Raw genomic sequence first — 25,154 nt, forward strand, 5'->3', positions numbered from 1 at the left:
TTCCTGGGACACGCTACGAGCACATCCATGTGGGCTTGTTTCGGGCCGTCCCTGGCCCTCAACAGTCCCAGCAAGTGCACCCCGCCCTCCTGCCAGTCTGACGGTTCACCGCGACCAGCCTTGCGCAATGCAGAGTCAGTTTTTTACCAATGATGGTTCATACATGCGTGATTTTGCCGCTGAAATAGAACAGCGAAAACGGGATGGCCTGTATCGCCAGCGTCGGCTGATTTCCGGGGCCCAGCAACCGGAACTGACCGCCGACGGCAAGCCGCTGCTGTCGTTCTGCAGCAACGATTACCTGGGCCTGGCCAACGATGCGGGAAACATCGAGGCGCTCAGGAATGCCTTGCCGCGAACCGGCCTTGGCGGAGCTGCCTCGCATCTGGTCTGTGGCCACCATCAGGCTCACCACCAGTTGGAACAACGACTGGCGGAGTTTACCCAACGCAGTTCGGCGCTGTTTTTCTCCACCGGTTACATGGCCAATATGGGGGTGATCTCGGCGCTGGTGGGGCGGGGCGATACGGTGTTCTGTGACAGGCTCAACCATGCCTCCATCGTTGACGGCTGCCTCCTTAGCCGGGCCCGCCTGCGTCGCTACCCCCATGGTGACGTGGCCGCGCTGGAAGCGATGCTCGCCGGAACGGATGGCCACAAGCTGGTGGTGACGGACGGCGTGTTCAGCATGGATGGCGACGTTGCGCCTTTGCGGGCGCTGGCCCGGATCTGCCGCCGGCACGATGCCCTGCTGGTGGTGGACGACGCCCACGGCATGGGTGTGTCGGGTCCCCAGGGGCGGGGCAGTGTGCTGGAAGCAGGGCTTTCAGAGGCGGACGTGCCGGTGCTGATCGGTACTCTGGGCAAGGCGGTCGGAACCAGTGGTGCGTTCGCCGCAGGCCCGCAATGGCTCACTGAGTATCTGGTCCAGAAGGCCCGCACCTACATCTACACCACCGCCATGCCGCCGGCTCTGGCTCTGGCTACCTGCCACAGCCTGGATACGATTGAAGCGGCGGATGATCGCCGTGATCATCTCAGAAGCCTGGTTGAGCGTTTCCGTTCCGGAGCCAGAGCAGCGGGCTATTGCGTGATGGATTCCAGTACCCCGATTCAGCCTCTGCTGGTGGGCCAGAGTCATGCAGCGCTGGCCCTCAGCCGCGCCCTCGAGGAACAGGGTTTTCTGGTTACCGCGATCCGGCCGCCCACGGTCCCTCAGGGCCAGGCACGTTTGCGGGTAACCCTCAGTGCAGCCCATACCCTGGCCGATGTGGATCAACTGTTGGACGCGCTGGTACGGATTGGCGGCGACGTGCCAGACCATGCGGAGGCGTCGGCCTGATGGGTGCGTTCAACGAACAGGCCGCTGGCCTGAGCCTGGGACATGGCGGGGACAGCACCGGCAGTAAACAGTCCATTGCCCGCGGTTTTGGCGGAGCCAGTAGCACCTATGAGAAGGCCGCCCGTCTGCAGCGGCGGATGGGCTGGGAGATGCTGGATACCTTGCCGGAGGAATGGTGCCCCCGGCACATTCTGGATCTGGGATGCGGCACCGGCTGGTTCTCGCGCCGCCTTCAGGCGCAGTATCCGCAGTCGCAGTTAACCGGAGTGGATCTTTCGGAGGCGATGATTGCCAGGGCGGTGGATGCTGACCAGGGCTGTGCCCGATGGCTCACGGCTGATGCCGAGCAGTTGCCCCTGGCCGACAACAGTGTCGATCTGGTGTTCAGCAATCTGATGATCCAGTGGAGTCATCACCCGGCAAGGGTTCTTGAAGAGTGTCGGCGGGTGCTTAAGCCGGGTGGTCGTCTGCTCCTGTCGACGCTGCTTGATGGTACCCTGGTCGAGCTTCAGTGGGCGTGGTCGCAGGCCGATCCCGGGCGACCCCACATCAACCGGTTTGCGCCGGAACAGGACTGGCGAGCGTTGGGGGCTTCGGTGTTGCCCGGGGCAACGCTTGAAACAGAGACGATTGTCCTGCCTTATGAGTCCCCCATGGCACTTAACCGGGAACTCCAATATCTTGGCGCCGTGTTCCGCGGCCAGCAGCGCCGTCGGAGTGTCACCGCGCCGGGCCGGTTCCGGGCCATGTGCCGGGCCTATCCGGCTGCGGAAGGCGGCGGTTGCCGGGCCAGCTATGTGGCTGGCTGGACCTACTGGGTTAAGCCCTGAAGCGGTCCGGGCCGGCGTGAATATACAGGGATGCAAGGCATCGTTGACTGACTTTTCAGACAGGGCTCACTTATGGCCAGAAAAACCTGTTTTGTGACCGGTACCGATACTGGTGTTGGCAAGACCATCGTTTCAGCGGCGATCCTTGAGGCGGCGAAGGCCCTGGGGAAACGGACCCTGGCCATGAAACCTATTGCCTCCGGCTGTGAACAGACGCCCGAGGGACTTCGCAACGAAGACGCCCTGATGCTCCAGGCCGCCATGACCGAATCCCTGTCCTATGACAGCGTCAATCCGATAGCCCTGGCGCCGGCGATCGCCCCGCATGTGGCAGCCCGGCAGGCAGGCAGCCACCTGACTGCCCAGCGCCTGATCGGGTTCTGCCGCGGTGTGCAGATGCGCCCCGGGGATTTGCTCCTGGTGGAGGGCGCCGGCGGATGGCGGGTGCCTCTGAACGATCAGGAAACCTACGCCGCTGTGCCCCGCGACCTGGAGCTCGACGTGCTACTGGTGGTGCCTTTGCAGTTAGGGTGCATTAATCACGCCCTGCTCAGTGCCGAAGCCATTCGTGCCGATGGCCTGAGGCTGGCGGGCTGGGTGGCCAACCACCCTCACCAGGAAACTATGGACTGTGAACAGGAAACCCTGACGTACCTGCTGAACCATCTGGACGCCCCGTGTCTCGGCGTGCTGCCCTGGCTGGAGGACCAGGATCCCGGTGATCTGCCAAAGGCCCTGGCGCGGCATCTGAATCTTTCCGAGTTGTTTGAAAATTGAACAGGAATGTGCGTTAATTGTCCCAGGTCTTTCCAGAGGAAGTTTCGCCATGATCAACAACACACTTGGAATCGGGATTCAGGGTATCCAGGATGGCATGGTTGGCATGGAAAACGCTGCCCGCAAAATCGCCCGGGGTGGTGCCGACGGCCCTCAGGGGTCTGCTGAAGGCGCTGGCAACCTGGCCGAACCCATGATTCAGATGAATCTGTACGAGCGCAGCGTGGAAGCTTCTGCCCAGGTCGTCAAAACCGCTGATGAAACCCTGGGCACCCTGCTTGATATCCGGGCCTGATACCGGATTAACCTGCGGGGTACGCCTGCTGTGAACGTTCTCTCCTCCATTCCTCCTGTCTATCCGTCCGCTGGCGGTGCTGCGCCTGTGCCCCGTGCGCAGGTTGCCAACGTCTCGCCCGAAACCGAACCGGAAACCCGTCGGCCGGTGAATGGCCAGGAATCCGCCAATACCGACAACGCGGGCGACACGCGTACCCGGGAAGGTTCCGAATCGGGCGGCAAGGCGGGTTCGGAGCAGGGGCTCTCTGAAGAAGAACTCAAGGAGCTGACGGAACTCAAGGCCCGTGACCGTGAGGTCCGTGCCCATGAGGCCGCCCACCAGGCCGTCGGTGGCCAGCACGCAGGGTCCATGTCGTTCACCTACGAGCGGGGCCCGGACGGCAGTCAGTACGCGGTGGGGGGCGAAGTGCCCATTGATGTCTCCCCGGTATCCGGTGATCCCCAGGCCACCATCGAGAAGATGCGCACCGTGCGTGCCGCAGCCATGGCGCCGGCTGAGCCGTCCGCCCAGGATCGAGCCGTGGCCGCTCAGGCCATGCAGACACTGCTTCAGGCCCAGTCGGAACTGTCCACGGAAGACGGGGAAAAAGAGGCTGGCGCACCGGAGGCCGGTGGCTCAGACCCGGCCGGCGACAATGCCGGTCGTTCCCGGGAGGCTGATCAGGCATACCGCGGTGTTGCCGCCATGCAGGGCTATGGCTCGGAATCCATCTCTGCCACCTCTGTTTTTGCCTGAGTTCATTCCAATCCTCTGATATCTGACGATCTGTCTGCCGTAACCTGCTTGCCATGGGGTAATGGCCGACCCAGTCCTGTCTAAAATTTTTTGCGGAACTATTGACAAGTTCACGCTCCGAAACGTATGTTTCAAACAAGCGTTTAATTGATGCGATGATGCAGTGCGTCATTGCCTCCTGAGCAACCCGGGCCAGCGACATACAAGGCGTCTGAGCCCAGCCTGTAAACCGAGGTGAATTTCATGCCCGAATACAAAGCCCCCCTGCGTGATATCAAGTTTGTCATGAACGAACTGCTCGACAGCGAGCAGCATTACGCCAACCTGGAAGGTGCCGAAGACGCAACACCGGATATGGTGGATGCCATTGTCCAGGAAGGCGCCAAGTTCTGTGAGCAGGTGCTGTCTCCCCTGAACCAGGTGGGCGATCGCGAGGGCTGTACCCTCAGCGAAGAGGGCGTGAAAACCCCGACTGGTTTCAAGGAAGCCTATCAGCAGTACGTGGAAGGCGGTTGGCCATCCATGACCGCCGACCCCAACTACGGCGGCCAGGGCCTGCCCCATTCCATCGGCCTGGTGATCAGCGAGATGGTGGGTACCTCCAACTGGTCCTGGGGCATGTATCCCGGCCTGAGCCATGGTGCCATCAATACCATTGAAGCTCACGGCACTGAAGAGCAGAAGCAGACCTATCTGACCCGCCTGATCAGTGGCGAGTGGACCGGCACCATGTGTCTGACCGAGCCACACTGTGGTTCTGACCTGGGCACCCTGCGCAGCAAGGCCGAACCCAACGACGACGGCTCCTACAGCATTACCGGCACCAAGATCTTCATCTCTGCCGGTGAGCACGATATGGCCGGGAACATTGTGCACATCGTGCTGGCGCGTCTGCCCGGTGCACCGGAAGGCACCAAGGGTATTTCCCTGTTTATCGTTCCCAAGAACCTGCCCAATGAGGACGGTTCTGCCGGTGAGCGCAACGCCGTTTCCTGTGGCTCTCTGGAGCACAAGATGGGTATCCACGGCAATGCCACCTGTGTGATGAACTTTGATGGCGCCAAGGGCTGGCTGATCGGGCCGGAAAACAAAGGCCTGAACTGCATGTTCACCTTTATGAATACCGCCCGGATCGGTACCGCGATCCAGGGGCTGGGCGCCTCCGAGCTTGGCCTGCAGGGTTCCCTGGCCTATGCCAAGGAGCGTCTGGCCATGCGTTCACTGAGTGGTCCGAAAAACCCGGATGGCCCCGCTGACCCGATCATCGTTCATCCGGACGTGCGCCGCATGCTGCTGACCCAGAAGTCGGTTGCCGAGGGCGCCCGTGCCCTGATCTACCTGGCTGGTCAGCAGGTGGATATCGTCCACAGTGGCAAGACTGAAGAAGAGCGCAAGCATGCCGACGCACTGCTGGGCTTCCTGACTCCGATTGCCAAGGCGTTCCTGACCGAAATCGGTTACGAGTCTGCCAACCTGGGTATGCAGGTCTTTGGCGGTCACGGCTTTATCTCTGAATGGGGCATGGAGCAGAACGTTCGCGATGCCCGTATCGGTATGATCTATGAGGGCACCACCGGTATCCAGGCTCTGGACCTTCTGGGCCGGAAAATCCTGATGAGCCAGGGCGAAGCGCTGAAAGTGTTCACCAAGCAGGTACACCTGTTCTGCAAGGAAAACGCCGAGGACGAACAGCTCAAGGAATTCATCGAGCCGCTGGCCGCGATCAACAAGGAGTGGGGCGACCTGACCATGAAGATCGGTATGACGGCCATGAAGAACCGCGAAGAAGTGGGTGCAGCCGCAGTGGACTACCTGATGTACTCCGGTTACGCGGTCTTTGCCTACCTGTGGGCCCGCATGGCCAAGGTTGCGCAGCAGAAGATGGAAGAGGGCACCTCCGAGGAGATGTTCTACAACGCCAAGATCCAGACCGCGCGCTTCTACTTCAAGCGTATGCTGCCGCGCACCCGTGGCCACGCAGAAGCCATGCTGGCTGGCGCTGACAGCCTGCTGGACATGCCTGAAGACGCCTTCATCATCTAAGGGCGCTTCTGCATCCGGCAAACAAAAGCCCGTTCTCTACCCGGAGGCGGGCTTTTTTCATGAGTTGGGCCGCCATTTTGCGATAGAATGGCTCACCAAAAGATAACAACACAGTTCCGGACACATAGCCGAGCGGGTATGGGCGATTCTCCGGCCAAGCATGAGCCTGGCCCGTAACCCGTAGTGACTGACTGAATTTCTGGAGAGTTTTACATGGCTGATTATCAGGCACCCCTTCGTGACATGCGGTTTGTGCTGAATGAGGTCTTCGATGCCCCATCCCTGTGGGCATCCCTGCCCAAGGTTGCGGAAAACGTGGACCCGGACACCGCCGACGCCATCCTGGAAGAAGCCGGCAAGATCACCACCGGCGTGCTGGCGCCCCTGAACCGGGAAGCCGACGAACAGGGCTGCAAGTGGAATGACGGTGAGGTGACCACCCCCGAAGGCTTCCGCGAGGCCTATGAAACCATCACTGAAGGCGGCTGGAACGGTCTGGGTGGTAACCCGGAGTTTGGCGGCATGGGCATGCCGAAAACGCTGGTCGCCCAGTTTGAAGAGATGATGCAGGGCGCCAATATGTCATTTGGCCTGGCACCGATGCTGACCGCCGGTGCCTGTCTGGCCCTGGATGCCCACGGCAGCCAGGAGCTCAAGGAAAAGTATCTGCCGAACATGTACTCCGGAGTCTGGTCCGGTGCCATGGACCTGACCGAGCCCCACGCCGGTACCGACCTTGGCATCATCCGCACCAAGGCCCAGCCCAATGACGATGGCTCCTTCGATGTGACCGGTACCAAGATCTTCATCACCTGGGGCGAGCACGACATGGCGGAGAACATTATCCACCTGGTGCTGGCCAAACTGCCGGACGCTCCCAAGGGACCGAAGGGGATTTCCCTGTTCCTGGTGCCGAAGTTCCTGGTCAATGACGATGGCTCACTGGGTGAGCGTAACAGTCTGGCCTGCGGTTCCATCGAGAAGAAAATGGGCATCAAGGCCTCGGCGACCTGTGTGATGAACTTCGACGGCGCCAAGGGTTGGCTCGTTGGGGAGGAAAACAAGGGCCTGGCCGCCATGTTCACCATGATGAACTACGAGCGTCTGGGTGTGGGCATCCAGGGCCTGGGGGCTGCAGAAGCGTCCCTGCAGAGCGCCCGTGAATACGCCAATGAACGTATCCAGAGTCGCTCTCCCAACGGCGCCCAGCAGCCCGAGAAAGCGGCGGACCCGATCATTGTCCACCCGGATGTACGCCGGATGCTGATGACCATGAAGGGCTTCGTGGAGGGCGGTCGCGCCTTCTCGACCTATGTGGCGCAATGGCTCGACATCGCCAAGTACGCCGAAGACGATGAGCAGCGCAAACACGCCGAAGGCATGGTCGCCCTGCTGACGCCCGTAGCCAAGGCCTTCCTGACGGACCGGGGCCTGGATACCACCATCATCGGGCAGCAGGTTTTCGGTGGCCACGGCTTTATCCGTGAATGGGGCCAGGAGCAACTGGTCCGCGACTGTCGGATTACCCAGATCTATGAGGGCACCAATGGCATCCAGGCCATGGACCTGATGGGCCGCAAGGTGGTCGGCAGCCAGGGTAAGCTCTACGAGCTGTTTGCTGAGGATATGGCCGCGTTCATCGAGGCCAACAGTGGTGATCAGGCCCTGGCTCCGTACCTGGAGCCTCTGGCGGCCTCACTGGAGCGCCTGTCGGATGTCTCCGAGCAGGTGATCAAGCAGGCCGGTGATAACCCGGCGGCCATTGGTGCCGCTGCGGTGGACTACCTGGACCTGTTCGGTTACACCGCGCTGGCCTACATGTGGGCGAAGATCGCCAAGGCTGCGGCACCCAAGGCTGAAGGCGATACCTCCGGATTCTACACCGGCAAGCTGAAGGCCGCCCGGTTCTACTTTGACCGGCTGTTGCCGAGGACGGTGGCGCTTGCTGAAGGTATCCGCAGCGGTGGGGACGCCATGATGGCGCCGACGGCTGAGGAGATCTGAGTCAGTCTCCAAACAAAAAAGCAGGCCTCGCGGCCTGCTTTTTTTATGCCCGGATGGGAAGCATCCGCCACCCGGTTGCCTGGTCCCGGCTCAATCCAGTTTCTTGCGAATGTTCTGGTAACCGGTTTTCAGATCTTCACCCAGCTTGCGCGCAGTTTCCCTGGCCTCATGGCCGGCGTCCTGAGTGCCATGGAGGATGTGGTCCATCTTGTTGCGGAAGCGTTCCCAGTCCTTTTCCAGATCTTCCCATTCATCCTTTACGTCTTCCCGGGCCAAGTGCATCTGAACCCTGGCTTCATCCCGGTACTGTTTGACCTTTTCAGACAGCTTGTTGAACTCGTCTTGCATGCTCATGAATAGCTTCCCTCCCTGATGAGTGTATGCCTCTACAATGCGCTCTAAGCCGAAAAAGTGTCAAGAACCTTTGCTGGCCAGTAATGTCGCCATATCCCGGAGGTGGTGCCAGGGCGTCAGATCATCAAAGCCCTTGGCGGACCGGTCGGTCTGGCTGCAAAGAGCCAGCGCCTGATGCAGTTGGGCTGTGCCCAGGCGGGAGGCTGCCTGCCGGATGGCCGAGGCTCGCCGGGGCTGGAAAACGCCTTTCTTCTTCAGGAAGCCGGACGGGTTATCTCCCGGTTGCACGGTATAGCGTAATTCCAGGATCAGGTTGAGATCGCGGGTGAGTACGCTGAGCAGTCCCAGGGGGTTCTCGCCCTCCTGACGCAGTATGCCGATCATCTTGCTGGCATGGGCGGCACGACCGGACAGCAGTTCGGTGACCAGCTCGAAGCCGTTGAACCGGGCGCTGTCCTGCACCGCCTGCTCCACGGTCTCCTCATCAATGGTGCTGCCGTCGGTCAGCAGGGATAAACGGTCCAGCTCCTGGCTCGCTGCCAGCAGGTTCCCTTCCAGTCGCTCCGCCAGCATCATCAGGGCGCCCCGGGTAATGTTCAGGCCCTGGTTGCTGGCCCGCTGCTGCAGCCAGCCGGGAAACTTCTCCGGGTCCACCGGCCAGACCGGCACATGCACCCCGTGATTCTGGAGTTCCTTGTACCATTTGCGCTTGGTTTCGGCCGCGTCCAGCCGGGCGCTGATGATCAGCAGGACGACGTCTTCCGGTGGTGCCTGCAGTACCTGCTCCAGGACTTTACGGCCATCGCCAAGCTTGCCGGTAGGCAGGTGGATCTCGATCCGGCGCTTTTCCGCGAACAGCGACATGGCGTTGCACTCGTCGGCGACGGAATTCCAGTCCAGTTGATGATCGGCGTGGAAGGTCAGGCGGTCCAGGTAACCGGCATCCCGGGCTGCAGCGCGGATATGGTCACAGCATTCCTGTACCAGCAGCGGTTCATCACCCGAAACCAGGTAAACCGACGCCAGGCCTTTCTTGAGTTGCTGGGGAAGCTGGCCGGGCTGGGTCTTCATGGTTAATCCGCCGTGTTCTGGCTGGCCCGGTATTCGGTGATGATGGCGTCGATACGCTCCCGGGTCATGGGAGCCAGGCGGAATATCACCTGTTGCGCCATCCGGTCACTCAACTGGCGACGGACTTCTTCCTGTTCGCGCTGTTTGGCCAGCACATTGTCTTCATCGTAGCGGTAGCTCTCGCTGGCGCTCAGTTCCGAAGAGGCAATCAGAGGAATCTCATCGGTAGTGAACAATGTCAGCTGGACCGCGTGGCGCAGGACGTATTCCGCAGCAGCGGCGTCACTGGTGATGGCCGACGCCCGGCGGTCCTCCCGGTAATCCCGGAGGCGGACGACAAAGTCCGCCTCGGATTCGGGAGCGAGGGTGACTCCGCCCAGGCTGAGCTGTTCCCGCACAGACCGGCAGAAGTTGCCGGGCATGGCTTCCGGGCAGTCCACCGCCAGAGGTTGCAGCGCCGCCGGCACCGGCGAGGTCCCCCTGAGCTGGAATCCACAGCCGGCGATAACCGCGGCCAGACCCAGCAGAGCGGCTTTCGGGAGCAGGGTGTTCAGGGCAGGGCGATGAGACATATCAGTTTGCCACCACGTTGACCAGTTTGCCGGGCACCACAATCACTTTGCGAACGGTCTTGCCATCCGTGAAGCGTTGCACGTTCTCGTGTTCAAGCGCCAGTTTTTCGAGGTCGTCCCTGGCGATGTCCGCGGCTACGTCCGCCTTGGCCCTCACCTTGCCGTTAACCTGTAGCACCACGGTGATTTCACTGCGCACCATGGCGCTTTCGTCGGCTTCGGGCCAGGAGGCCTCGACAACCGGTTCTTCGTGACCCAGGTTCTGCCAGAGCTGGTGGCAGGCGTGGGGAACGATCGGGGCCAGCACCAGCACCGCCGTGTTGAGCGCTTCCTGGCGAACCGCCCGGCTCTGGGGCTCGGCGTCGGCCAGCTTGCTGACATCGTTGAGCAGTTCCATCACCGCCGCGATGGCGGTGTTGAAGGTCAGGCGGCGACTGATGTCGTCACTGACTTTCGCAATGGTTTCATGGGTCTTGCGCCGCAGCGCCTTCTGCTCGTCGGTCAGCGCGGATTCATCCAGCGTGGGTGCCGGGCCGTCTGCGGTGTGCTCGTGCACCATCCGCCACAGGCGCTTGATAAACCGGTGCGCGCCTTCCACGCCGCTGTCAGACCACTCCAGGGACTGCTCGGGAGGCGCGGCGAACATCATGAACAGGCGCACGGTATCGGCCCCGAATTCATCGATGATGGCCTGGGGGTCAATGCCGTTGTTCTTGGACTTGGACATCTTGGTGACGCCGCCGATTTCCACCGGCTGTCCGTCCTCTTTCAGCACTGCCCGGGTAACCTGGCCTTTGCTGTCGCGTTCGACAGTCACATCGGCCGGGTTGTACCAGGTTTTGCCGCCGTTGGCGTCGTCGCGGTAATAGGTCTCGGCCAGCACCATGCCCTGGGTCAGCAGGCGCTTGAAGGGCTCGGAACTGTTCACCAGGCCGACGTCGCGCAGCAGCTTGTGGAAGAACCTGGCGTACAGCAGGTGCAGGATGGCGTGCTCAATACCACCGATGTACTGGTCCACCGGCAGCCAGTAGTTGGCCGCGCCCGGGTCGAGCATGCCCTTGTCGTAGTTGGGGCTGCAGAAGCGGGCGTAATACCAGGAAGACTCCATGAAGGTGTCAAAGGTGTCGGTTTCCAGAGTGGCGGGTTGGCCGTTGAATTCGGTTTTGGACCATTCGGGATCGGCCTTGATCGGTGACTGGACACCATCCATTTCCACGTCTTCCGGCAGGCGCACCGGCAACTGGTCATCCGGGACCGGCATTTCAGTGCCGTCTTCCAGAGTCATCATCGGAATCGGTGCGCCCCAATAGCGCTGGCGGGATACGCCCCAGTCACGCAGGCGGTAGTTGACCGTGCGTTTGCCAATGCCGTTATCTTCCAGATACTTGGCAATTTCATCGAAAGCCTCGTCGCTGGTCAGGCCGCTGTACTTGCCGGAGGAGACCAGAACGCCTTTTTCGGTGAAGGCTTTTTCCTGGACGTCGATCTCGCGGCTGTCGTTGGGTGCGATCACCTGTTTGATGGCCAGCTTGTACTTGAGGGCGAACTCATGGTCACGCTCGTCGTGGCCGGGCACCGCCATCAGGGCACCGGTGCCGTAATCGGTGAGCACAAAGTTGGCGACCCAGACCGGTACCTCTTCCTGGGTGAGCGGATGGATGGCCTTGAAGCCGGTGTCGATGCCTTTTTTCTCCATGGTGGCCAGTTCGGCTTCGGCCACTTTGCTGTTCCGGCATTCCTCGACAAACCCGGCGACGTCGCGATGGCGTTCTGCGGCCTCCCGGGCCAGCGGGTGCTCGGCCGCGACTGCCATGTAGCTCACGCCCATGAGCGTGTCCGGGCGGGTGGTGTAAACGGTCAGGCCCTGGTCACGGTCCTTCAGGGGGAAGGTCAGTTCCGTGCCTTCAGAACGGCCGATCCAGTTGCGCTGCATGGTCTTGACCTGTTCCGGCCAGCCTTCCATGTCTTCCAGATCGTTCAGCAGTTCCTCGGCGTAATCGGTAATGCGGATGAACCACTGGGGAATCTTTTTCTGCTCGACCAGAGCACCGGAACGCCAGCCCCGGCCATCCACCACCTGTTCGTTGGCCAGGACGGTCTGGTCGACCGGATCCCAGTTCACGGTGGACATTTTCTTGTAGACCAGGCCCTTCTCATAGAGGCGCGCGAAGAACCACTGCTCCCAGCGGTAGTAGTCCGGATCGCAGGTGGCCAGTTCCCGGCTCCAGTCATACCCGAAGCCCAGCTGTTTGAGCTGGCTCTTCATGTAATCAATATTGGCGCGGGTCCATTTGGCCGGCGCTGTCTTGTTGGCAATGGCGGCGTTTTCAGCGGGCAGGCCGAAGGCATCCCAACCCATCGGCTGCATCACGTTCTTGCCCTGCATGCGCTGATAGCGGGAAATCACGTCACCGATGGTGTAATTGCGAACGTGCCCCATGTGCAGCTTGCCGCTGGGGTAGGGGAACATGGACAAACAGTAGTACTTGGGCTTGCCCGGCTCTTCCTTTACTTTGAAGGTTTCGTTCTTTTCCCAGAACTCGCGGGCGCTCTGTTCTACTTCACGGGGATTGTATTGCTCGTCCATTCCTGCCATTACCAAAATAACCCTGTGTCAAAATGAAATTCGAAGGGGCCGAACATTCTAACGCACAGCGGGCGTAACAGGTAGTCTGCCAAGGCCGCCAACTTGTGGCAGACTTGTCCTTATGGGGTCCGGGTTGTATCGCGGCCCCACCAGTTCGCAAGCAGAGGATGTGCCATGAACGAATCAGAACGCAGTCACCTGTCAGGAAAAGCCCTGGAGGCCTACGACCGGATGCTTGAAAGGGTCCAAGGGCGGTTGAAACAGATGCAGGAAACCTCGCTGCAGACCCTGGAGGATGAGGTTCAGCAGGCGGTCGAGTTCGAGTATGAACTGGAGGAATTGACCCGCGAGGAGGCGGACCTCCTTGGTGCCTACCTCCAGCGGGATCTGGAGCATCTGCTGCACTTTGTCGAGGAGACCGGCGAAGGACTGCGGGAGTGGCTGCAACTGGATCTGTCACTGCTGGAGAACACCCTGGCCGACCGCCTGTTATCGGTGGCTGACCAGACCCTGGTGGATACTCTGGAACTCAAGCAGAAACTGGAAAACGACGATGCCGGCCACTACATCTCCGGCGAGGTGGCGACAGCCGGCATGTTCCGCTGCATGAACTGCAGTCACATGGTCTGCCTGACCCGTACCAGTCACCTGCACCCCTGCGACGCCTGTGGTTCCCATTACTTCGAGCGGGTGACCAGCCACTGGCCTCCGAAGGAGGCGTGATCAGTTCCTGGGGATCACCCGTTCACGGACGAACACCACCAGGATGATTGCCAGTGTCAGCACCGGCCAGGAGCCGGTCTGCATGTAAGGGGTGCTGCCACTGGCGGAGTAGGCTTCGCCAGTGAGCACCGCCCGCTCAAACTGCGGGATACGGTCGCGGATTCTGCCCCGGTTATCGATAATGGCGGTAACCCCGTTGTTGGTCGCCCGCAGCATGTAGCGGCCGGTTTCCAGCGCGCGCATGCGTGCCATCTGGAGATGCTGAAGCGGCCCGATGGAATCGCCAAACCAGGCATCGTTGCTGACCGTCAAAAGCAGCCCGGCGTCCCGGGCGTTGAAGGCAACGAAGTCCGGGTAAGTCACTTCGTAACAGATGTAAGGCATGACCCTGGTGCCATTGGCCTGCAGCGGAGACTGGTATTCCGGACCCGGCGTGAAGTTACTCATGGGCAGGTCGAAAAAGCCGATGATCCCCCGGAGTACCCCGGCCATGGGCACGTACTCGCCAAAGGGCACCAGTTTCTGCTTGTGGTACATACCCTTGCCGTTGCCGGTGGCCATGATGCTGTTATGGAAGGTGTAGTCCTCCACGTCTGCGCTGTAGCCATACCAGGGGATGCCGGTAATCAGCGTGCTCTGCTCACCCAACTGACTGTTGATGTAATGGATCAGTTCGCCCGCCTGATCCTGGGGCACCGGGATGGCGGTCTCCGGCCAGAGCACCAGATCTTTCTGCCAGTGGTCGCGGCTGAGCTCCAGATAGGTGGTCATCTGCTTGCGCTGGAATTCCGGGTCCCACTTGATCTGCTGGGGAATATTGCCCTGAACCGCGGCAACCGAGACCGGTTCTTCGTCAAGCTGCGTCCAGGAAACCTGATGCAGTATGGGGGCGACGATCCATGGCAACAGACCTGCCATCAGTGTCAGACCGGCATAACGGCGATGCCCTGTCAGAAGAAGCCAGGCAATGGCGTAGGCGGCCACGCCGGTCAGGGTGATCATGAAGGTGACGCCATGCACACCGAGTACCGGTGCCAGACCGGCCAGCGGGCCATCGGTATGGGCAGTGCCCAGGTAGAGCCAGGGGAAACCGGTCAACAGCCAGTTGCGTAACCAGTCACCCAGTACCCAGATAGCGGGAAACAGGAGCAGCCTGCGGATCGCGTTCTGCTTTGCCAGTTTGCCCCAGAACCAGAAGGCCAGGCCATGGAACAGGGCGACACCGGCAATGAACAGGGCCATCAGTACTACGGCGACGGCAGTGCCGGTATTGCCGTGTTCGCTGATGCTGATGTAAATCCAGCTGACGCCGGAGGCGAACAGCCCCACGCCCACCAGCCAGCCTGAACGGAACAGAGCCGTCGGGCGCTGGTGAACGGTGACCAGCAGGATCAGGGCAATGGAGGCGGGCCCCAGCCACCAGAGATTGAACGGTGTCAGGGTCAGGGTCTGCAGGGCACCGGCGACGACCAGCACGGCCGCACCGAACCACGGGTTATTGAAAAACGGCAGATTCAGAGGGTGCCTGGGGTGGGGCTCATGACTCACTTCGGGTTACCTGCAACAGACGGATGACTCGGTTATCGGCGTTGGCAATGGTAAACCGCAATCCGCCGAATTCAACCGTCTCACCCCGCCTGGGCAGGTGACCGAATTCCTTGAGTACCAGGCCGCCGATGGTGTCGAAGTCTTCCTCGTCCAGTCCCGTTTCGAAGAACTCGTTAAAATCGTCAATGGGCGTAATGGCTTTGACCGCGTAAACACCATCACCCCGGGCCTTGATGTGGGTTTCTTCGTCGAAATCGTGCTCATCCTCGATTTCGCCGACAATCTGTTCGAGCACATCTTCAATGGTGATCAGGCCGGCGGTGCCGCCGTATTCATCCACCACAATGGCCATGTGGTTGCGGTTTTCCTTGAATTCCTTGAGCAACTGGTTCAGTCGCTTGCTCTCGGGCACGAAGTTGGGTGGGCGCAGGATTTCCCGGATGTGGTTCCAGTCCAGCTCATTGTTGATCGCAAGAGGCAGAAGGTCCTTGGCCAGGAGAACACCGATGACGTCATCCTGATTTTCGCCAATGACCGGGAAGCGGCTGTGGGCGGAGGCCATGATCTCGGAGAGGAACTCTTTGGGGTCCTGGGCCGCTCTCACGGTGATCATCTGGGACCGGGGGATCATGATTTCATCCACCCGCATGTCGATCACCTGCATGGCACCCTCAATGATGCTCATGGAATCGACATCAATGATGTTTTGGGACTCGGCGTCCCGTAGGATTTCCAGCACATCCTCTACGGATTCCGGCCCGCTGGAGAAGGCCTGTGATATGCGCTCCAGCCAGGACTTGCCGCCCTGGCCGCGACTCGACTGGTCGTCGCTCATGAGTCTGGTTCCGTTTCCTCTGCTTCGTAAGGGTTATCAAAGCCAAGCTGAGCAAGCAGCCGGATTTCGAGGGCTTCCATGACCTCGGCGTCTTTGTCTTCGATATGATCATAGCCCTGAAGGTGCAACATGCCGTGCACCACCATATGCGCCCAGTGGGCTTCCGGATCCTTGTGCTGATCGCGGGCTTCCTGCTCAACAACCGGAGCGCAAATCACGAGATCTCCGGCCAATGCAACCGTTATACCTTCTGGCGCCTCAAATGGAAAGGACAACACATTGGTGGGTTTGTCCTTGCCCCGGTACTGGTGATTGAGTTCACGGCTCTCGTCCGAATCCACGATCCGAACTGTCACTTCCGAATCGTGATCGCCCAGCCAGGCTGCCCCGGCCCAGGATTGAATCTGGATTTCGGTGGGGGTGCCGGGCCCTTCGAAGGCATCCTGGAGATCTACGGTCAGCTCTGTCATTGGCCGGTTGCGCTCGCGTCGTCAAAGGAATCATAGGCTTCGACAATGCGCTGGACCAGGGGATGGCGAACCACATCCTGGGCTTCGAAACGCGTGAAGCCGATACCGGAAACCTTGCTCAGTACGTGAGCCGCATGGATCAGGCCCGAATTCTGGCCTCGGGGCAGGTCCACCTGGGTGGTGTCACCGGTGATCACGGCGGTAGAGCCGAAGCCGATCCGCGTCAGGAACATCTTCATCTGTTCGCGGGTGGTGTTCTGGCTCTCGTCGAGGATGATGAACGAGTTGTTCAGCGTGCGCCCGCGCATGAACGCCAGCGGGGCAATCTCGATCACGCTTTTCTCGATCAATCGGGTAACCTGATCAAAGCCGAGCATTTCATAAAGGGCGTCGTACAGTGGACGCAGGTACGGGTCGACCTTCTGGGCCAGGTCCCCGGGCAGAAAACCCAGCTTCTCGCCGGCTTCCACCGCCGGGCGAACCAGCAGGATGCGTTTTACCTGTTCGTCTTTCAGTGCCTCCACGGCACAGGCGACTGCCAGCCAGGTTTTACCGGTACCGGCCGGGCCAATGCCGAAGTTCAGGTCGTGGGTGCGGATGTTGTGCACATACTTCTGCTGATTACGCCCACGAGGCTTGGCGGTCATTTTCGGCGTTTTGATAACCGTGACCTGACCTTCGTCGTAGGGGACATCTTCCGGTAGCCGTTCCAGGCCGGTCTCCCGGATGTACAGGTGGACGGTGTCCGGCGGAATGTCGTCGGTGGCTTCGGTTTCCCGGTACATGTGCCGGATGACTTCCACGGCCGCCGCGACATTTTCGGTGCCTCCCTCTACCCGGAAGTGGTGCCCGCGACGGCCAATTTTCACCTCAAGGCGTTTCTCGATCATCTTGAGGTGCTCGTCAAACTGTCCGCACAGGGTAGCCAGGCGGCGCTGGTCTACCGGGTGCAGGTCAAATTGTCTGGAATCGTGTGTGTTCAAGGTTTCTCCGGTTTGATCGCTTTTCGCTGACTGGGTGCTGGCCTCTGTCAGGAACAGGCATTTCTGAATTGGAGTATGGCTGATGCGTGGTACCGCTTCCACAGAGACGCTACGAGCACATCCATGTGGGCTTATTTCGGGCCGTCCATGGCCCTCAATACTCTGTGGAAGCGGTACCACGCATCGCCTTTCTGTTTATTTGCAGGCCCTATTACTGAAAAACAAGCCATGTCAGGCCGTCGTTGTTTTTAATAGGCCCGTTTGGCGTTAAGTGAAGTGCGGTCAGGTTGAGCTTCCAAAAATGTGCGGAGCCATGGATGGCGGAGCCCAAGCGTCACATGGACGTGCCGAAGGAGCGTTTTTGGGAAGCTCAACCTGATCGTGCTTCGAGCTCCCATGGTCCCCGGCATCTATTATGTGGCTATCAGGACGTTGTGCAGCATATCTCCTGGCATCCAATCATAATCACATGGGTCGAAATTTTTGGTTTGCAGAAACGTTAAAAGAGTTCCGAATTAATCGGCACACCCCGCAAGGAGTTCGGGTAAGCCTCCACAATCTCCACATCAATAAAGTGCCCGACCACCTCCGGGTTTTCGTGGCGGAAGTTCACGATGCGGTTGTTCTCCGTGCGCCCCGCATACTCGCCCGGATCCTTCTTGGACAGGCCGGTTACCAGAATGCGCTGGGTAGAGCCCACCATCTTGCGGCTGATGTCCATGACGTTCTGGTTCAGCCGCTCCTGCAGAATGCTCAGGCGCTGCTTCTTCACCTCTATCGGGGTGTCGTCCGGAAGATCCGAGGCCGGTGTACCGGGCCGGGCGCTGTAGACAAAGCTGAAGGACATGTCGAAGCCAATGTCGTTGATCAGCTTCATGGTGTCCTCGAAATCCTTCTCCGTTTCACCCGGGAAGCCGATGATGAAATCCGAGGAAAAGCTGATGTCCGGGCGAATCTTGCGCAAACGACGTAACTTCGATTTGTACTCCAACGCCGTGTGGCCGCGCTTCATGGCCGCCAGAACGCGATCTGAGCCGCTTTGTACCGGCAGGTGCAGATGACTGACCAGCTCCGGTACGCGTTCGTAGACGTCGATCAGGGCATCGCTGAATTCCACCGGGTGGGAGGTGGTGTAGCGGATGCGGTCGATGCCATCGATGGTGGCGATCATTTCGATCAGTTCCGCCAGATCCATGGTGTCGCCGTCGTGGGTTTCGCCCTGGTAGGCGTTGACGTTCTGACCCAGCAGGTTGATTTCACGTACCCCCTGGTTGGCCAGGTGGGCCACTTCGGCAATCACGTCGTCCACCGGCCGGCTGACTTCTTCGCCACGGGTGTAGGGCACCACGCAGAAGGTGCAGTACTTACTGCAGCCTTCCATGATGGACACGAACGCAGACGGGCCATCGGCGCCCGGCTCCGGCAGGTTGTCGAACTTCTCAATCTCCGGGAAGCTGACATCCACCACGCCAACCCCGTTACCCTTCGTTTTGATCTCACTGATCATGTCCGGCAGGCGGTGCAGGGTCTGCGGGCCGAAAACCATATCCACGTAAGGGGCCCGGTCGATAATGGCCTGGCCTTCCTGAGACGCCACACAGCCACCCACACCGATGATGAGGTCCGGCTTCTTGCTCTTCAGACCCTTCCAGCGGCCGAGCTGGTGGAACACTTTTTCCTGCGCTTTTTCCCGGATGGAACAGGTGTTCAGCAGCAGGATGTCGGCGTCGTCCGGTGAGTCGGTCATTTCAACGGTTTCGCCGGTTTTGAGCAGGTCCGCCATGCGCGCGGAATCGTACTCGTTCATCTGGCAGCCGTGGGTCTTGATGTACAGCTTCTTGGCCATGGTTCTCACGTGATTCGGTTTATGGGCGCCGGGGTGATGTAGGGCGCGGGAAAAAATGGACTGCGTATTATAACGGGGTGCCTAAACTTCAACCACCGTTGTCTCGGTATTCCATATCTGGGGGTATGCTATCATTTTGGGCCCTCTGTCTTTGGTGCCTGAAGACCTTTGGGGGTGACTTTCCAAAAAACGCTCCTTGCGGCACGTCCGTGTGACGCTTCGGCTCCGCCATCCCTGGCTCCGCAGATTTTTGGAAAGTCACCCCCAAAGCTCTTTGATCTCGCTATTGAGTGGCCGGATCAAAAGTTTTGGATGATCGGCGTTGGGTGGGCGGTGCTTTTTCTGCAGGAAAAATTGTCTGAGCGAAGCGAGTTGTTTTTTCCGGAAGAAAAAGCATCACCCATCCCGGCGCCTGCCCCCAAGCTTGACGTCAGCCATGACTGACCGACGAACCAAAAAGAAAACGAAACAAGCCATGACCCCCGAACGCTTAGCCCGAATCAAACAAACCCTCGACACCCGCCAGCCTGATCTGCGGGTTCTGACCGATCAGGTGCACAAGCCCCGCAATCTGTCGGCGATCATCCGTTCCTGCGATGCCTTCGGCGTGGCGAATATGCATGTGGTCTGGCCCAGGGACGGGTTTCGGGCGTTCCGGAAAACGGCTGGCGGCAGCTACAACTGGGTGACCACCCATACCCATCCCACGATGGACAGTGCCGTTAGCGAACTCAAAGCCCAGGGGCACAAGCTGTATGCGGCCCAGTTATCAGACCGGGCGGTGGATTTCCGCGATGTGGATTACACCGTGCCCTGCACGATCATCATGGGTAACGAAGTGGATGGCGTGAATCCGGTGACGGCGGAGCAGGCGGACGAGCACATCGTGATTCCGATGATGGGGATGGTGGAGTCCCTGAACGTGTCATCGGCCTGTTCCATCATTCTTTCCGAGGCCCAGCGCCAACGGAAACTGGCCGGACTGTTTGAGCATCAGCGACTGCCGGATGAGGAATACCAGCGCCTGCTGTTCTGCTGGTGCCAACCTACGGTGAAGCGCTACTGCGACGACCGGAACCTGCCGTACCCGCCGATTGATCCGGAAACCGGAGACCTGATCGACGGCGTCGGTTGGATGCAGGAGGTCCGCAAGCAGCGGGCGAATCGGCCACGGTGGGATCAGCAGCCGGAAAACCTCGCTGAGGAATAAGCAGCCCCGGTTATTCCTCCCGGGCTTCCAGATAACGCTGCAACTGCTCTCGCAGAGCCTTGGGCAGGCGGGTGATGGTCAGGGCGTCTTTGTCCCGGTCGTAGTAAACCGCCTGGTTCACGAGGTCAGAGGAGAAGGACACGCTCATGCCACCGCCGGAACCGGCGATGCGCACCAGTTTTTTGACCTTGCGGTGGTCCGGATGCAGTACGCCGCTTTCCGGCAGTTCCGCATTCTGGCTGGCGAATTCCTTGAAACGTTCGGGCTGGTTTTCGTCCAGGTAGCCGGACAGGGCTTCAATCTCTACCGGCTCGCCCATAGCGTGCTGGTCCTTGCAGAATTCGTAGGCCCGGTTGCGGACTTCGCCGGCTTTCTCGGGCTCGGAATTCTTGGCGAAGGCTTCCACCGCGTCCAGAAATGTCAGGGTTTCCTTTTCCACGTCCACATTGTTGGTGAAGCCGCTCAGGCGGATAAACAGATCGCCGGGCTCGCCGGTACCACGCCCGTGTACCAGGGTCAGGTAGTTGTCGCTGCCGTTCTCGCCCAGCCAGTCATCCAGTTCGATGCGCACGGCCAGGTTCAGGCGGGACAGGCTGATGATGTCGGTGGCATCCAGCCTTTCGCTGCCATCAAAGCGCATGGCGCTGTCGGTTTCCAGGATCAGCAGGTAGGCCACTTCGGAGTCGGCTAGGGATTCATGTACGAGCATGAGGTGGCCGTCGAATTCTTCCTGACAACCGTTAAGCAGTTCCTGCCACTGGCCGAACAGTCGGTCGGTGAGGGCGCTGAAGCTTTGCTTGTCTTCCAGGTAGTCCTTCAGCCAGGCGCTGAACGGGCACTCGCCCAGGTCCTCGGAGAAGCGGCCGTATTTCTTGCCCGGCTTGCTGTTGAACAGGCGCTTCATCTGCTTGTGCAGGCCCTCGTAGTCGCCACCGGGTTCCTGCAGGGCTTCGCCGGCAACAAGGCGCGCGGGCTGGCCCGGTTGGTACTGGCTGGCGAAAGCGGTGCGCAGGTGTTTGATGGCCATCGAGTTCGGCTCCTGTTGGCTTTGTCGGGGGATTCAGGCGGGAGAGATTCTGCCATGAATTGGGGTGGGATTCATGGGTGGTTTTCTATTTTTGGGGAAGGCCGTGGGGTATCCGCCGTACTCATTGTTTGAGAGCTATTCGTTATGAAGGGAGGTCTTGGTACAAAAGTCTGCCGGCGATGGGGTGGGGGTATGTTTTTCTGCCGGAAAAAGATGTCTGAGCGAAGCGAGTTATTTTTCCAAAGAAAAACATACCCCCACCCCGGCGCCAACCACCGAGGTAGGGATCTCAAATCTCAGGAATACCGAAAATCAGATCCGCTTACCGCGAACCAGCTCCTGAACCAGACCGGACACAGCCGCAGGAATGTCCTGCTCGGTGTCGGCTGTCAGTGTCGCGTTGGCCACATCCGAACCGAGGTTCTCGGCAATGGCGATCAGGCCATGGGCCGTCAGCAACTGGGCCACGCTGCGCCGTTCATCGGCAACGCCCGTGTTGGCTTCAGACACCACCACGGCCGTCTTGCCCTGGTCGAACAGGGCGCGCTCAAGCGCCACAGCCAGGGCCGGCGCCTGTTTGCCGTTGCAGGCAATGATGGCCGGTTTCTGGGCCAGGCGGCGAGCGCGCTCTTCGACGGTCACCGGGTCCAGTGACTCGGTACCATCGGCCAGCCCTTCGATCATGCCGGCACCAATGGTGATGTTGGTCAGCCGGTCAATGATGATAAAGCTGCCCGTTACCGGGTTGCGCTGGTAGGCATCGAACGCGATGGGCTGGTTGAGCGTGAGCTCACACAGGCCGATTTCGTTCAGTTGGAGCTGCTCCGGGTCGGCGCTCTGCTCCAGGGTGTTGACGTCGGTCTGGTAATGGATCTTCTTGACGGTCCCGGAGGTGAACGTTGGTCCGAGCTTGATGTCATACAGCCGGCCGGTTTCCAGGGGATCATCAATCATCCAGACAATGTTGGCGTTGAAACGGTTGGCCACTTCCGGCTCATCCGCCACCTTCACCAGCATGTCGCCCCTGCTGATGTCGATTTCATCTTCCAGGGTCAGGGTAATCGCCTGGTCAATGAAGGCTTCTTCCATCTTGCCATCGAAGGTCACGATGTCTTTGACCTTGCTGGTACGGCGGGAGGGCAGGGCCATGACTTCCTCACCCGGGCGGATCAGGCCGGAGGCAATGGTGCCGCAGAAGCCGCGGAAGTCGAGGTTCGGACGGTTGACGTACTGCACCGGAAAGCGGAAGTGTTCCAGGTTCTTGTCCCGGGAGACTTCCACGGTTTCCAGAATTTCCATCAGCGGCTGGCCGGTAAACCAGGGCGTGTTGTCGCTGTGGCTGACCACGTTGTCGCCTTCCAGTGCGGAAATCGGTACAAACCGGATGTCTTTCAGGCCCAGGCGGGCGGCGAACGCCAGATAGTCGTCCTTGATTTCGTTAAAGCGCTCTTCGCTGAAATCCACCAGGTCCATCTTGTTCACAGCCACCACGATGTGGCGAATGCCCAGCAGCGAGGCAATGTAGGAATGCCGGCGGGTCTGGGTCAGTACGCCGTGGCGGGCGTCGATCATCAGGATCGCCAGTTGTGCCGTGGAGGCGCCGGTGGCCATGTTGCGGGTGTACTGCTCGTGGCCCGGGGTGTCGGCGATGATGAATTTGCGCTTGTCAGTGGAGAAGTAGCGATAGGCGACATCGATGGTGATGCCCTGTTCCCGCTCGGCCTGCAGGCCGTCCACTAGCAGGGCCAAGTCCAGCTTTTCGCCGGTGGTGCCCATCTTGGCGCTGTCGGTTTTCAGGCTGGCCATATGATCTTCATAGATCATCTTGGTGTCATGCAGCAAGCGCCCGATCAGGGTGCTCTTGCCATCATCCACGCTGCCGCAGGTCAGCAGCCGCAGCAGTTCCTTGTTTTCGTGCTGTTTCAGGTAGGCCTGAATATCTTCGGCAATCAGGTCGGACTGGTGTGACATCTCAGAAGTACCCTTCCCGCTTTTTCTGTTCCATGGAGCCCGCCGAGTCGTGGTCAATGACCCGACCCTGGCGCTCGGAGCTTTTTGCCAGCAGCATTTCCTGGATGATATCCGGCAGGGTGGCGGCCTCGGATTCGATGGCGCCGGTCAGCGGATAGCAGCCGAGGGTGCGGAAGCGGACCGATTTCATCATCGGCTCTTCACCTTCCTTCAGCGGCATGCGGTCGTCATCGACCATGATCAGGGTGCCGTCGCGCTCTACTACCGGGCGTTTCTCGGCGAAGTACAGCGGAACGATGTCGATGTTTTCCAGGTAGATGTACTGCCAGATATCCAGCTCGGTCCAGTTGGACAGGGGAAATACGCGAATACTCTCGCCCTTGTTGATCTTGCCGTTGTAGATATTCCACAGCTCCGGGCGCTGGTTTTTCGGGTCCCAGCGATGGTGCTCATCGCGGAAAGAGTAGACCCGCTCCTTGGCGCGGGATTTTTCCTCGTCCCGGCGCGCGCCGCCAAAGGCGGCATCGAACTTGTACTTGTCCAGGGCCTGTTTCAGGGCCTGTGTTTTCATGATGTCGGTGTGCTTGGCGCTGCCATGGGTGAACGGGCCCACGCCCTGTTTCACGCCTTCCTGGTTGGTATGCACGATCAGGTCCAGGCCATACCGGCTGACCTGTTTATCCCGGAATTCGATCATGTCACGGAACTTCCAGGTGGTGTCCACGTGCATCAGCGGGAACGGCGGCTTGCCCGGATAGAACGCCTTGAGCGCCAGGTGCAGCATCACGGCGGAATCTTTGCCGATGGAGTAGAGCATGACCGGGTTATCAAATTCGGCGGCGACTTCCCGGATGATGTGGATGCTCTCGGCTTCCAGCTGCTTGAGATGGGTGAGGTTGTAAGTGGTCATGGTCATCCGTTTTCGCAGGGTGCGGCTTGATCAATGGATGGCTTACTATATCAGTGTAAGAGAGGTATAAAAATGAGGAAAAAGAGAACTTTTCGTTCTAGAAATATGGCGGGTAAGTCCGTGGGGAGTGAATGACAATCCCTGTCATTCCGGTGTCTGTTCTTCCAGAACCTTCTGCTCGGCCAGTAGTCGAGCCACGTATTTGTCCACGTAGTCGAAACCGTTGCCTTCGAATTCGCTGAACTGGATACCAACCTGGAATTCGTCCCTGGAGATTCGGCGCAGGTGGACGATGTTGCCTTCCGCGAAAACCGTGGCCGGCTGCGCTGGCAGAACCGGAACCGGGAAACGGGTTTTTACTTCGATCCAGTTTCCCGGGGCCGGTGGCAGCATGTTCGGGATCAGCTGGCGTACCGTCTGCTGATCGCATGAGAGCATAAGACCAGCCCGGGACAGATTGGAGGCGCGGCAGTTCATGCAACCGCCATCGTCGCACTCAACGGTTACGTCGATGGTGACATCCACCCGTTGCTGGTTGCGCAGGTTTGGCCGAACGGTCGGTGTCCTGACTCTGACTCTTCTGGCCAGTCCGGTTTCTTTAAAGGAGGATACCTTCCCCATAGTCATTTCCGTAATAAGGCCCGACATTTCATAGGGATTCTAGGTGCCCAAAAAGTGAACAGCAAGTCTGGTACCTGAAATTTGTCAGATTTGTGAATCGTATTTGAGCAGCGTCACTTTGTTGTGGCCTTTGCTCGGGGTGCGGTGATGGCCAACGTGATTGGGGGCAGGCTGAGCCGGAATCCAGTCTCACAGCCTGTGGTGGGGCGGTGGTTAATGAGTGAAAAGTTTCAGTTCAGAAGGCGGTCGGCCGCTCGACAGCCGATGCCCCTGGTATCGATGGCATGGTCTACCTCGATGGCGAGACCGGCCTGGCGCCCGGTGAGATCGTACAAGCCGTTGTCGAACACGCCGACGAGCACGATCTCTGGGGCGTCCTGGCCTGATCCCCCGAGTG

General features: G+C 59.8%; 22 protein-coding genes and 1 pseudogene. 10 read left to right on the forward strand and 13 right to left on the reverse strand.

All coding sequences use genetic code 11. The annotated features are described in order from the left end of the window. Positions 1 to 163 precede the first annotated feature (163 nt). The 7 genes from bioF (at position 164) to HNR38_RS12845 (ending at position 8,029) form a co-directional block, all read left to right on the forward strand. Entirely contained in the window at positions 164 to 1,342 is a 1,179-nt protein-coding gene (gene bioF, locus HNR38_RS12815) for an 8-amino-7-oxononanoate synthase (protein ID WP_183704840.1), read from the forward strand. Further along, positions 1,342 to 2,172, forward strand: a complete 831-nt coding sequence (gene bioC / locus HNR38_RS12820) for a malonyl-ACP O-methyltransferase BioC (RefSeq protein WP_183704842.1) — start codon at positions 1,342 to 1,344, stop codon at positions 2,170 to 2,172. Before bioF ends, bioC begins: the two co-directional genes overlap by 1 nt. A gap of 72 nt (positions 2,173 to 2,244) precedes the next feature. Then, complete coding sequence (gene bioD / locus HNR38_RS12825; protein WP_183704844.1) at positions 2,245 to 2,949, forward strand: dethiobiotin synthase; 705 nt, start codon at positions 2,245 to 2,247, stop codon at positions 2,947 to 2,949. Between the two features lie 49 nt (positions 2,950 to 2,998). After that, positions 2,999 to 3,244, forward strand: a complete 246-nt coding sequence (locus HNR38_RS12830) for a flagellar basal body rod C-terminal domain-containing protein (RefSeq protein ID WP_183704846.1) — start codon at positions 2,999 to 3,001, stop codon at positions 3,242 to 3,244. A 30-nt stretch (positions 3,245 to 3,274) separates the two neighbouring features. Next, positions 3,275 to 3,982 carry a putative metalloprotease CJM1_0395 family protein gene (locus tag HNR38_RS17520; protein ID WP_343068308.1) on the forward strand — a complete coding sequence of 236 codons (708 nt, stop codon included), beginning with the start codon at positions 3,275 to 3,277 and terminating at the stop codon, positions 3,980 to 3,982. 243 nt (positions 3,983 to 4,225) lie between these two features. Next, positions 4,226 to 6,025, forward strand: coding sequence for an acyl-CoA dehydrogenase C-terminal domain-containing protein (locus HNR38_RS12840; RefSeq protein WP_183704848.1), 1,800 nt, complete (start codon positions 4,226 to 4,228; stop codon positions 6,023 to 6,025). A gap of 213 nt (positions 6,026 to 6,238) precedes the next feature. Further along, positions 6,239 to 8,029, forward strand: a complete 1,791-nt coding sequence (locus HNR38_RS12845; protein ID WP_183704850.1) for an acyl-CoA dehydrogenase C-terminal domain-containing protein — start codon at positions 6,239 to 6,241, stop codon at positions 8,027 to 8,029. Positions 8,030 to 8,119: 90 nt separating this feature from the next. Here the strand turns inward: HNR38_RS12845 and HNR38_RS12850 are convergent, their stop codons facing one another. Genes HNR38_RS12850 through leuS form a run of 4 tightly spaced genes read right to left on the reverse strand, consistent with a single transcriptional unit; the run spans position 8,120 to position 12,613 of the window. Further along, positions 8,120 to 8,383: a hypothetical protein gene (locus HNR38_RS12850; RefSeq protein WP_183704852.1), complete on the reverse strand. Its 264-nt coding sequence runs from the start codon at positions 8,381 to 8,383 to the stop codon at positions 8,120 to 8,122. A 60-nt stretch (positions 8,384 to 8,443) separates the two neighbouring features. After that, positions 8,444 to 9,454 carry a DNA polymerase III subunit delta gene (holA, locus tag HNR38_RS12855; RefSeq protein WP_183704854.1) on the reverse strand — a complete coding sequence of 337 codons (1,011 nt, stop codon included), beginning with the start codon at positions 9,452 to 9,454 and terminating at the stop codon, positions 8,444 to 8,446. Between the two features lie 2 nt (positions 9,455 to 9,456). Continuing rightward, positions 9,457 to 10,026, reverse strand: a complete 570-nt coding sequence (locus tag HNR38_RS12860) for an LPS-assembly lipoprotein LptE (RefSeq protein WP_183704856.1) — start codon at positions 10,024 to 10,026, stop codon at positions 9,457 to 9,459. Between the two features lies 1 nt (position 10,027). After that, complete coding sequence (gene leuS, locus HNR38_RS12865) at positions 10,028 to 12,613, reverse strand: leucine--tRNA ligase (protein WP_183704984.1); 2,586 nt, start codon at positions 12,611 to 12,613, stop codon at positions 10,028 to 10,030. 174 nt (positions 12,614 to 12,787) lie between these two features. Between leuS and HNR38_RS12870 the strand changes: the two genes are divergently transcribed. Further along, positions 12,788 to 13,336 carry a zinc ribbon-containing protein gene (locus HNR38_RS12870; protein ID WP_183704858.1) on the forward strand — a complete coding sequence of 183 codons (549 nt, stop codon included), beginning with the start codon at positions 12,788 to 12,790 and terminating at the stop codon, positions 13,334 to 13,336. On the opposite strand, the gene lnt is transcribed toward HNR38_RS12870, so the two are convergent. The 5 genes from lnt to miaB all read right to left on the reverse strand — a co-directional run bounded on the left by lnt (position 13,337) and on the right by miaB (position 19,018). Next, positions 13,337 to 14,884 carry an apolipoprotein N-acyltransferase gene (gene lnt, locus HNR38_RS12875; protein WP_183704860.1) on the reverse strand — a complete coding sequence of 516 codons (1,548 nt, stop codon included), beginning with the start codon at positions 14,882 to 14,884 and terminating at the stop codon, positions 13,337 to 13,339. Then, positions 14,874 to 15,719 carry a CorC family transporter gene (locus tag HNR38_RS12880; RefSeq protein ID WP_183704869.1) on the reverse strand — a complete coding sequence of 282 codons (846 nt, stop codon included), beginning with the start codon at positions 15,717 to 15,719 and terminating at the stop codon, positions 14,874 to 14,876. The genes lnt and HNR38_RS12880 overlap by 11 nt, the downstream gene beginning before the upstream one ends. After that, positions 15,716 to 16,189, reverse strand: coding sequence for an rRNA maturation RNase YbeY (gene ybeY / locus HNR38_RS12885; RefSeq protein WP_183704871.1), 474 nt, complete (start codon positions 16,187 to 16,189; stop codon positions 15,716 to 15,718). Before ybeY ends, HNR38_RS12880 begins: the two co-directional genes overlap by 4 nt. Further along, entirely contained in the window at positions 16,186 to 17,172 is a 987-nt protein-coding gene (locus tag HNR38_RS12890; protein ID WP_183704873.1) for a PhoH family protein, read from the reverse strand. The genes ybeY and HNR38_RS12890 overlap by 4 nt, the downstream gene beginning before the upstream one ends. A gap of 499 nt (positions 17,173 to 17,671) precedes the next feature. Further along, entirely contained in the window at positions 17,672 to 19,018 is a 1,347-nt protein-coding gene (gene miaB, locus HNR38_RS12895) for a tRNA (N6-isopentenyl adenosine(37)-C2)-methylthiotransferase MiaB (RefSeq protein ID WP_183704875.1), read from the reverse strand. A 475-nt stretch (positions 19,019 to 19,493) separates the two neighbouring features. Between miaB and trmH the strand changes: the two genes are divergently transcribed. Then, positions 19,494 to 20,228 (forward strand): tRNA (guanosine(18)-2'-O)-methyltransferase TrmH, encoded by a 735-nt coding sequence (trmH, locus tag HNR38_RS12900; RefSeq protein ID WP_183704877.1) that lies wholly within the window; start codon positions 19,494 to 19,496, stop codon positions 20,226 to 20,228. A 10-nt stretch (positions 20,229 to 20,238) separates the two neighbouring features. Here trmH and HNR38_RS12905 read toward each other — a convergent pair whose 3' ends face one another. The 4 genes from HNR38_RS12905 to HNR38_RS12920 all read right to left on the reverse strand — a co-directional run bounded on the left by HNR38_RS12905 (position 20,239) and on the right by HNR38_RS12920 (position 24,757). After that, positions 20,239 to 21,255 carry a nucleoid-associated protein gene (locus HNR38_RS12905; protein WP_183704879.1) on the reverse strand — a complete coding sequence of 339 codons (1,017 nt, stop codon included), beginning with the start codon at positions 21,253 to 21,255 and terminating at the stop codon, positions 20,239 to 20,241. 312 nt (positions 21,256 to 21,567) lie between these two features. Then, complete coding sequence (gene cysN, locus HNR38_RS12910) at positions 21,568 to 23,226, reverse strand: sulfate adenylyltransferase subunit CysN (protein WP_183704882.1); 1,659 nt, start codon at positions 23,224 to 23,226, stop codon at positions 21,568 to 21,570. A gap of 1 nt (position 23,227) precedes the next feature. After that, on the reverse strand, positions 23,228 to 24,142 hold the full coding sequence (cysD, locus tag HNR38_RS12915; protein ID WP_343068311.1) for a sulfate adenylyltransferase subunit CysD: 915 nt from the start codon (positions 24,140 to 24,142) through the stop codon (positions 23,228 to 23,230). Positions 24,143 to 24,280: 138 nt separating this feature from the next. Next, entirely contained in the window at positions 24,281 to 24,757 is a 477-nt protein-coding gene (locus HNR38_RS12920; protein ID WP_183704885.1) for a PilZ domain-containing protein, read from the reverse strand. Positions 24,758 to 24,999: 242 nt separating this feature from the next. Between HNR38_RS12920 and rimO the strand changes: the two are divergent. After that, a pseudogene (gene rimO / locus HNR38_RS12925) lies at positions 25,000 to 25,143 on the forward strand (30S ribosomal protein S12 methylthiotransferase RimO); the annotation flags it as partial. Between the last annotated feature and the right edge of the window lie 11 nt (positions 25,144 to 25,154).

The sequence above is a fragment of the Marinobacter oulmenensis genome, assembly GCF_014201735.1.
Lineage (GTDB): Bacteria > Pseudomonadota > Gammaproteobacteria > Pseudomonadales > Oleiphilaceae > Marinobacter > Marinobacter oulmenensis.

What these genes read in the sequence shown, in the direction of transcription:
- bioF (WP_183704840.1), top strand. Translation starts at nt 164, where the DNA reads ATGCGTGATTTTGCCGCTGAAATAGAACAGCGAAAACGGGATGGCCTG.
- bioC (WP_183704842.1), top strand. Translation starts at nt 1,342, where the DNA reads ATGGGTGCGTTCAACGAACAGGCCGCTGGCCTGAGCCTGGGACATGGC.
- bioD (WP_183704844.1), top strand. Translation starts at nt 2,245, where the DNA reads ATGGCCAGAAAAACCTGTTTTGTGACCGGTACCGATACTGGTGTTGGC.
- HNR38_RS12830 (WP_183704846.1), top strand. Translation starts at nt 2,999, where the DNA reads ATGATCAACAACACACTTGGAATCGGGATTCAGGGTATCCAGGATGGC.
- HNR38_RS12840 (WP_183704848.1), top strand. Translation starts at nt 4,226, where the DNA reads ATGCCCGAATACAAAGCCCCCCTGCGTGATATCAAGTTTGTCATGAAC.
- HNR38_RS12845 (WP_183704850.1), top strand. Translation starts at nt 6,239, where the DNA reads ATGGCTGATTATCAGGCACCCCTTCGTGACATGCGGTTTGTGCTGAAT.
- HNR38_RS12850 (WP_183704852.1), bottom strand. Translation starts at nt 8,383, where the DNA reads ATGAGCATGCAAGACGAGTTCAACAAGCTGTCTGAAAAGGTCAAACAG.
- holA (WP_183704854.1), bottom strand. Translation starts at nt 9,454, where the DNA reads ATGAAGACCCAGCCCGGCCAGCTTCCCCAGCAACTCAAGAAAGGCCTG.
- HNR38_RS12860 (WP_183704856.1), bottom strand. Translation starts at nt 10,026, where the DNA reads ATGTCTCATCGCCCTGCCCTGAACACCCTGCTCCCGAAAGCCGCTCTG.
- leuS (WP_183704984.1), bottom strand. Translation starts at nt 12,613, where the DNA reads ATGGACGAGCAATACAATCCCCGTGAAGTAGAACAGAGCGCCCGCGAG.
- HNR38_RS12870 (WP_183704858.1), top strand. Translation starts at nt 12,788, where the DNA reads ATGAACGAATCAGAACGCAGTCACCTGTCAGGAAAAGCCCTGGAGGCC.
- HNR38_RS12880 (WP_183704869.1), bottom strand. Translation starts at nt 15,719, where the DNA reads ATGAGCGACGACCAGTCGAGTCGCGGCCAGGGCGGCAAGTCCTGGCTG.
- ybeY (WP_183704871.1), bottom strand. Translation starts at nt 16,189, where the DNA reads ATGACAGAGCTGACCGTAGATCTCCAGGATGCCTTCGAAGGGCCCGGC.
- miaB (WP_183704875.1), bottom strand. Translation starts at nt 19,018, where the DNA reads ATGGCCAAGAAGCTGTACATCAAGACCCACGGCTGCCAGATGAACGAG.
- trmH (WP_183704877.1), top strand. Translation starts at nt 19,494, where the DNA reads ATGACCCCCGAACGCTTAGCCCGAATCAAACAAACCCTCGACACCCGC.
- HNR38_RS12905 (WP_183704879.1), bottom strand. Translation starts at nt 21,255, where the DNA reads ATGGCCATCAAACACCTGCGCACCGCTTTCGCCAGCCAGTACCAACCG.
- cysN (WP_183704882.1), bottom strand. Translation starts at nt 23,226, where the DNA reads ATGTCACACCAGTCCGACCTGATTGCCGAAGATATTCAGGCCTACCTG.
- cysD (WP_343068311.1), bottom strand. Translation starts at nt 24,142, where the DNA reads ATGACCATGACCACTTACAACCTCACCCATCTCAAGCAGCTGGAAGCC.
- HNR38_RS12920 (WP_183704885.1), bottom strand. Translation starts at nt 24,757, where the DNA reads ATGGGGAAGGTATCCTCCTTTAAAGAAACCGGACTGGCCAGAAGAGTC.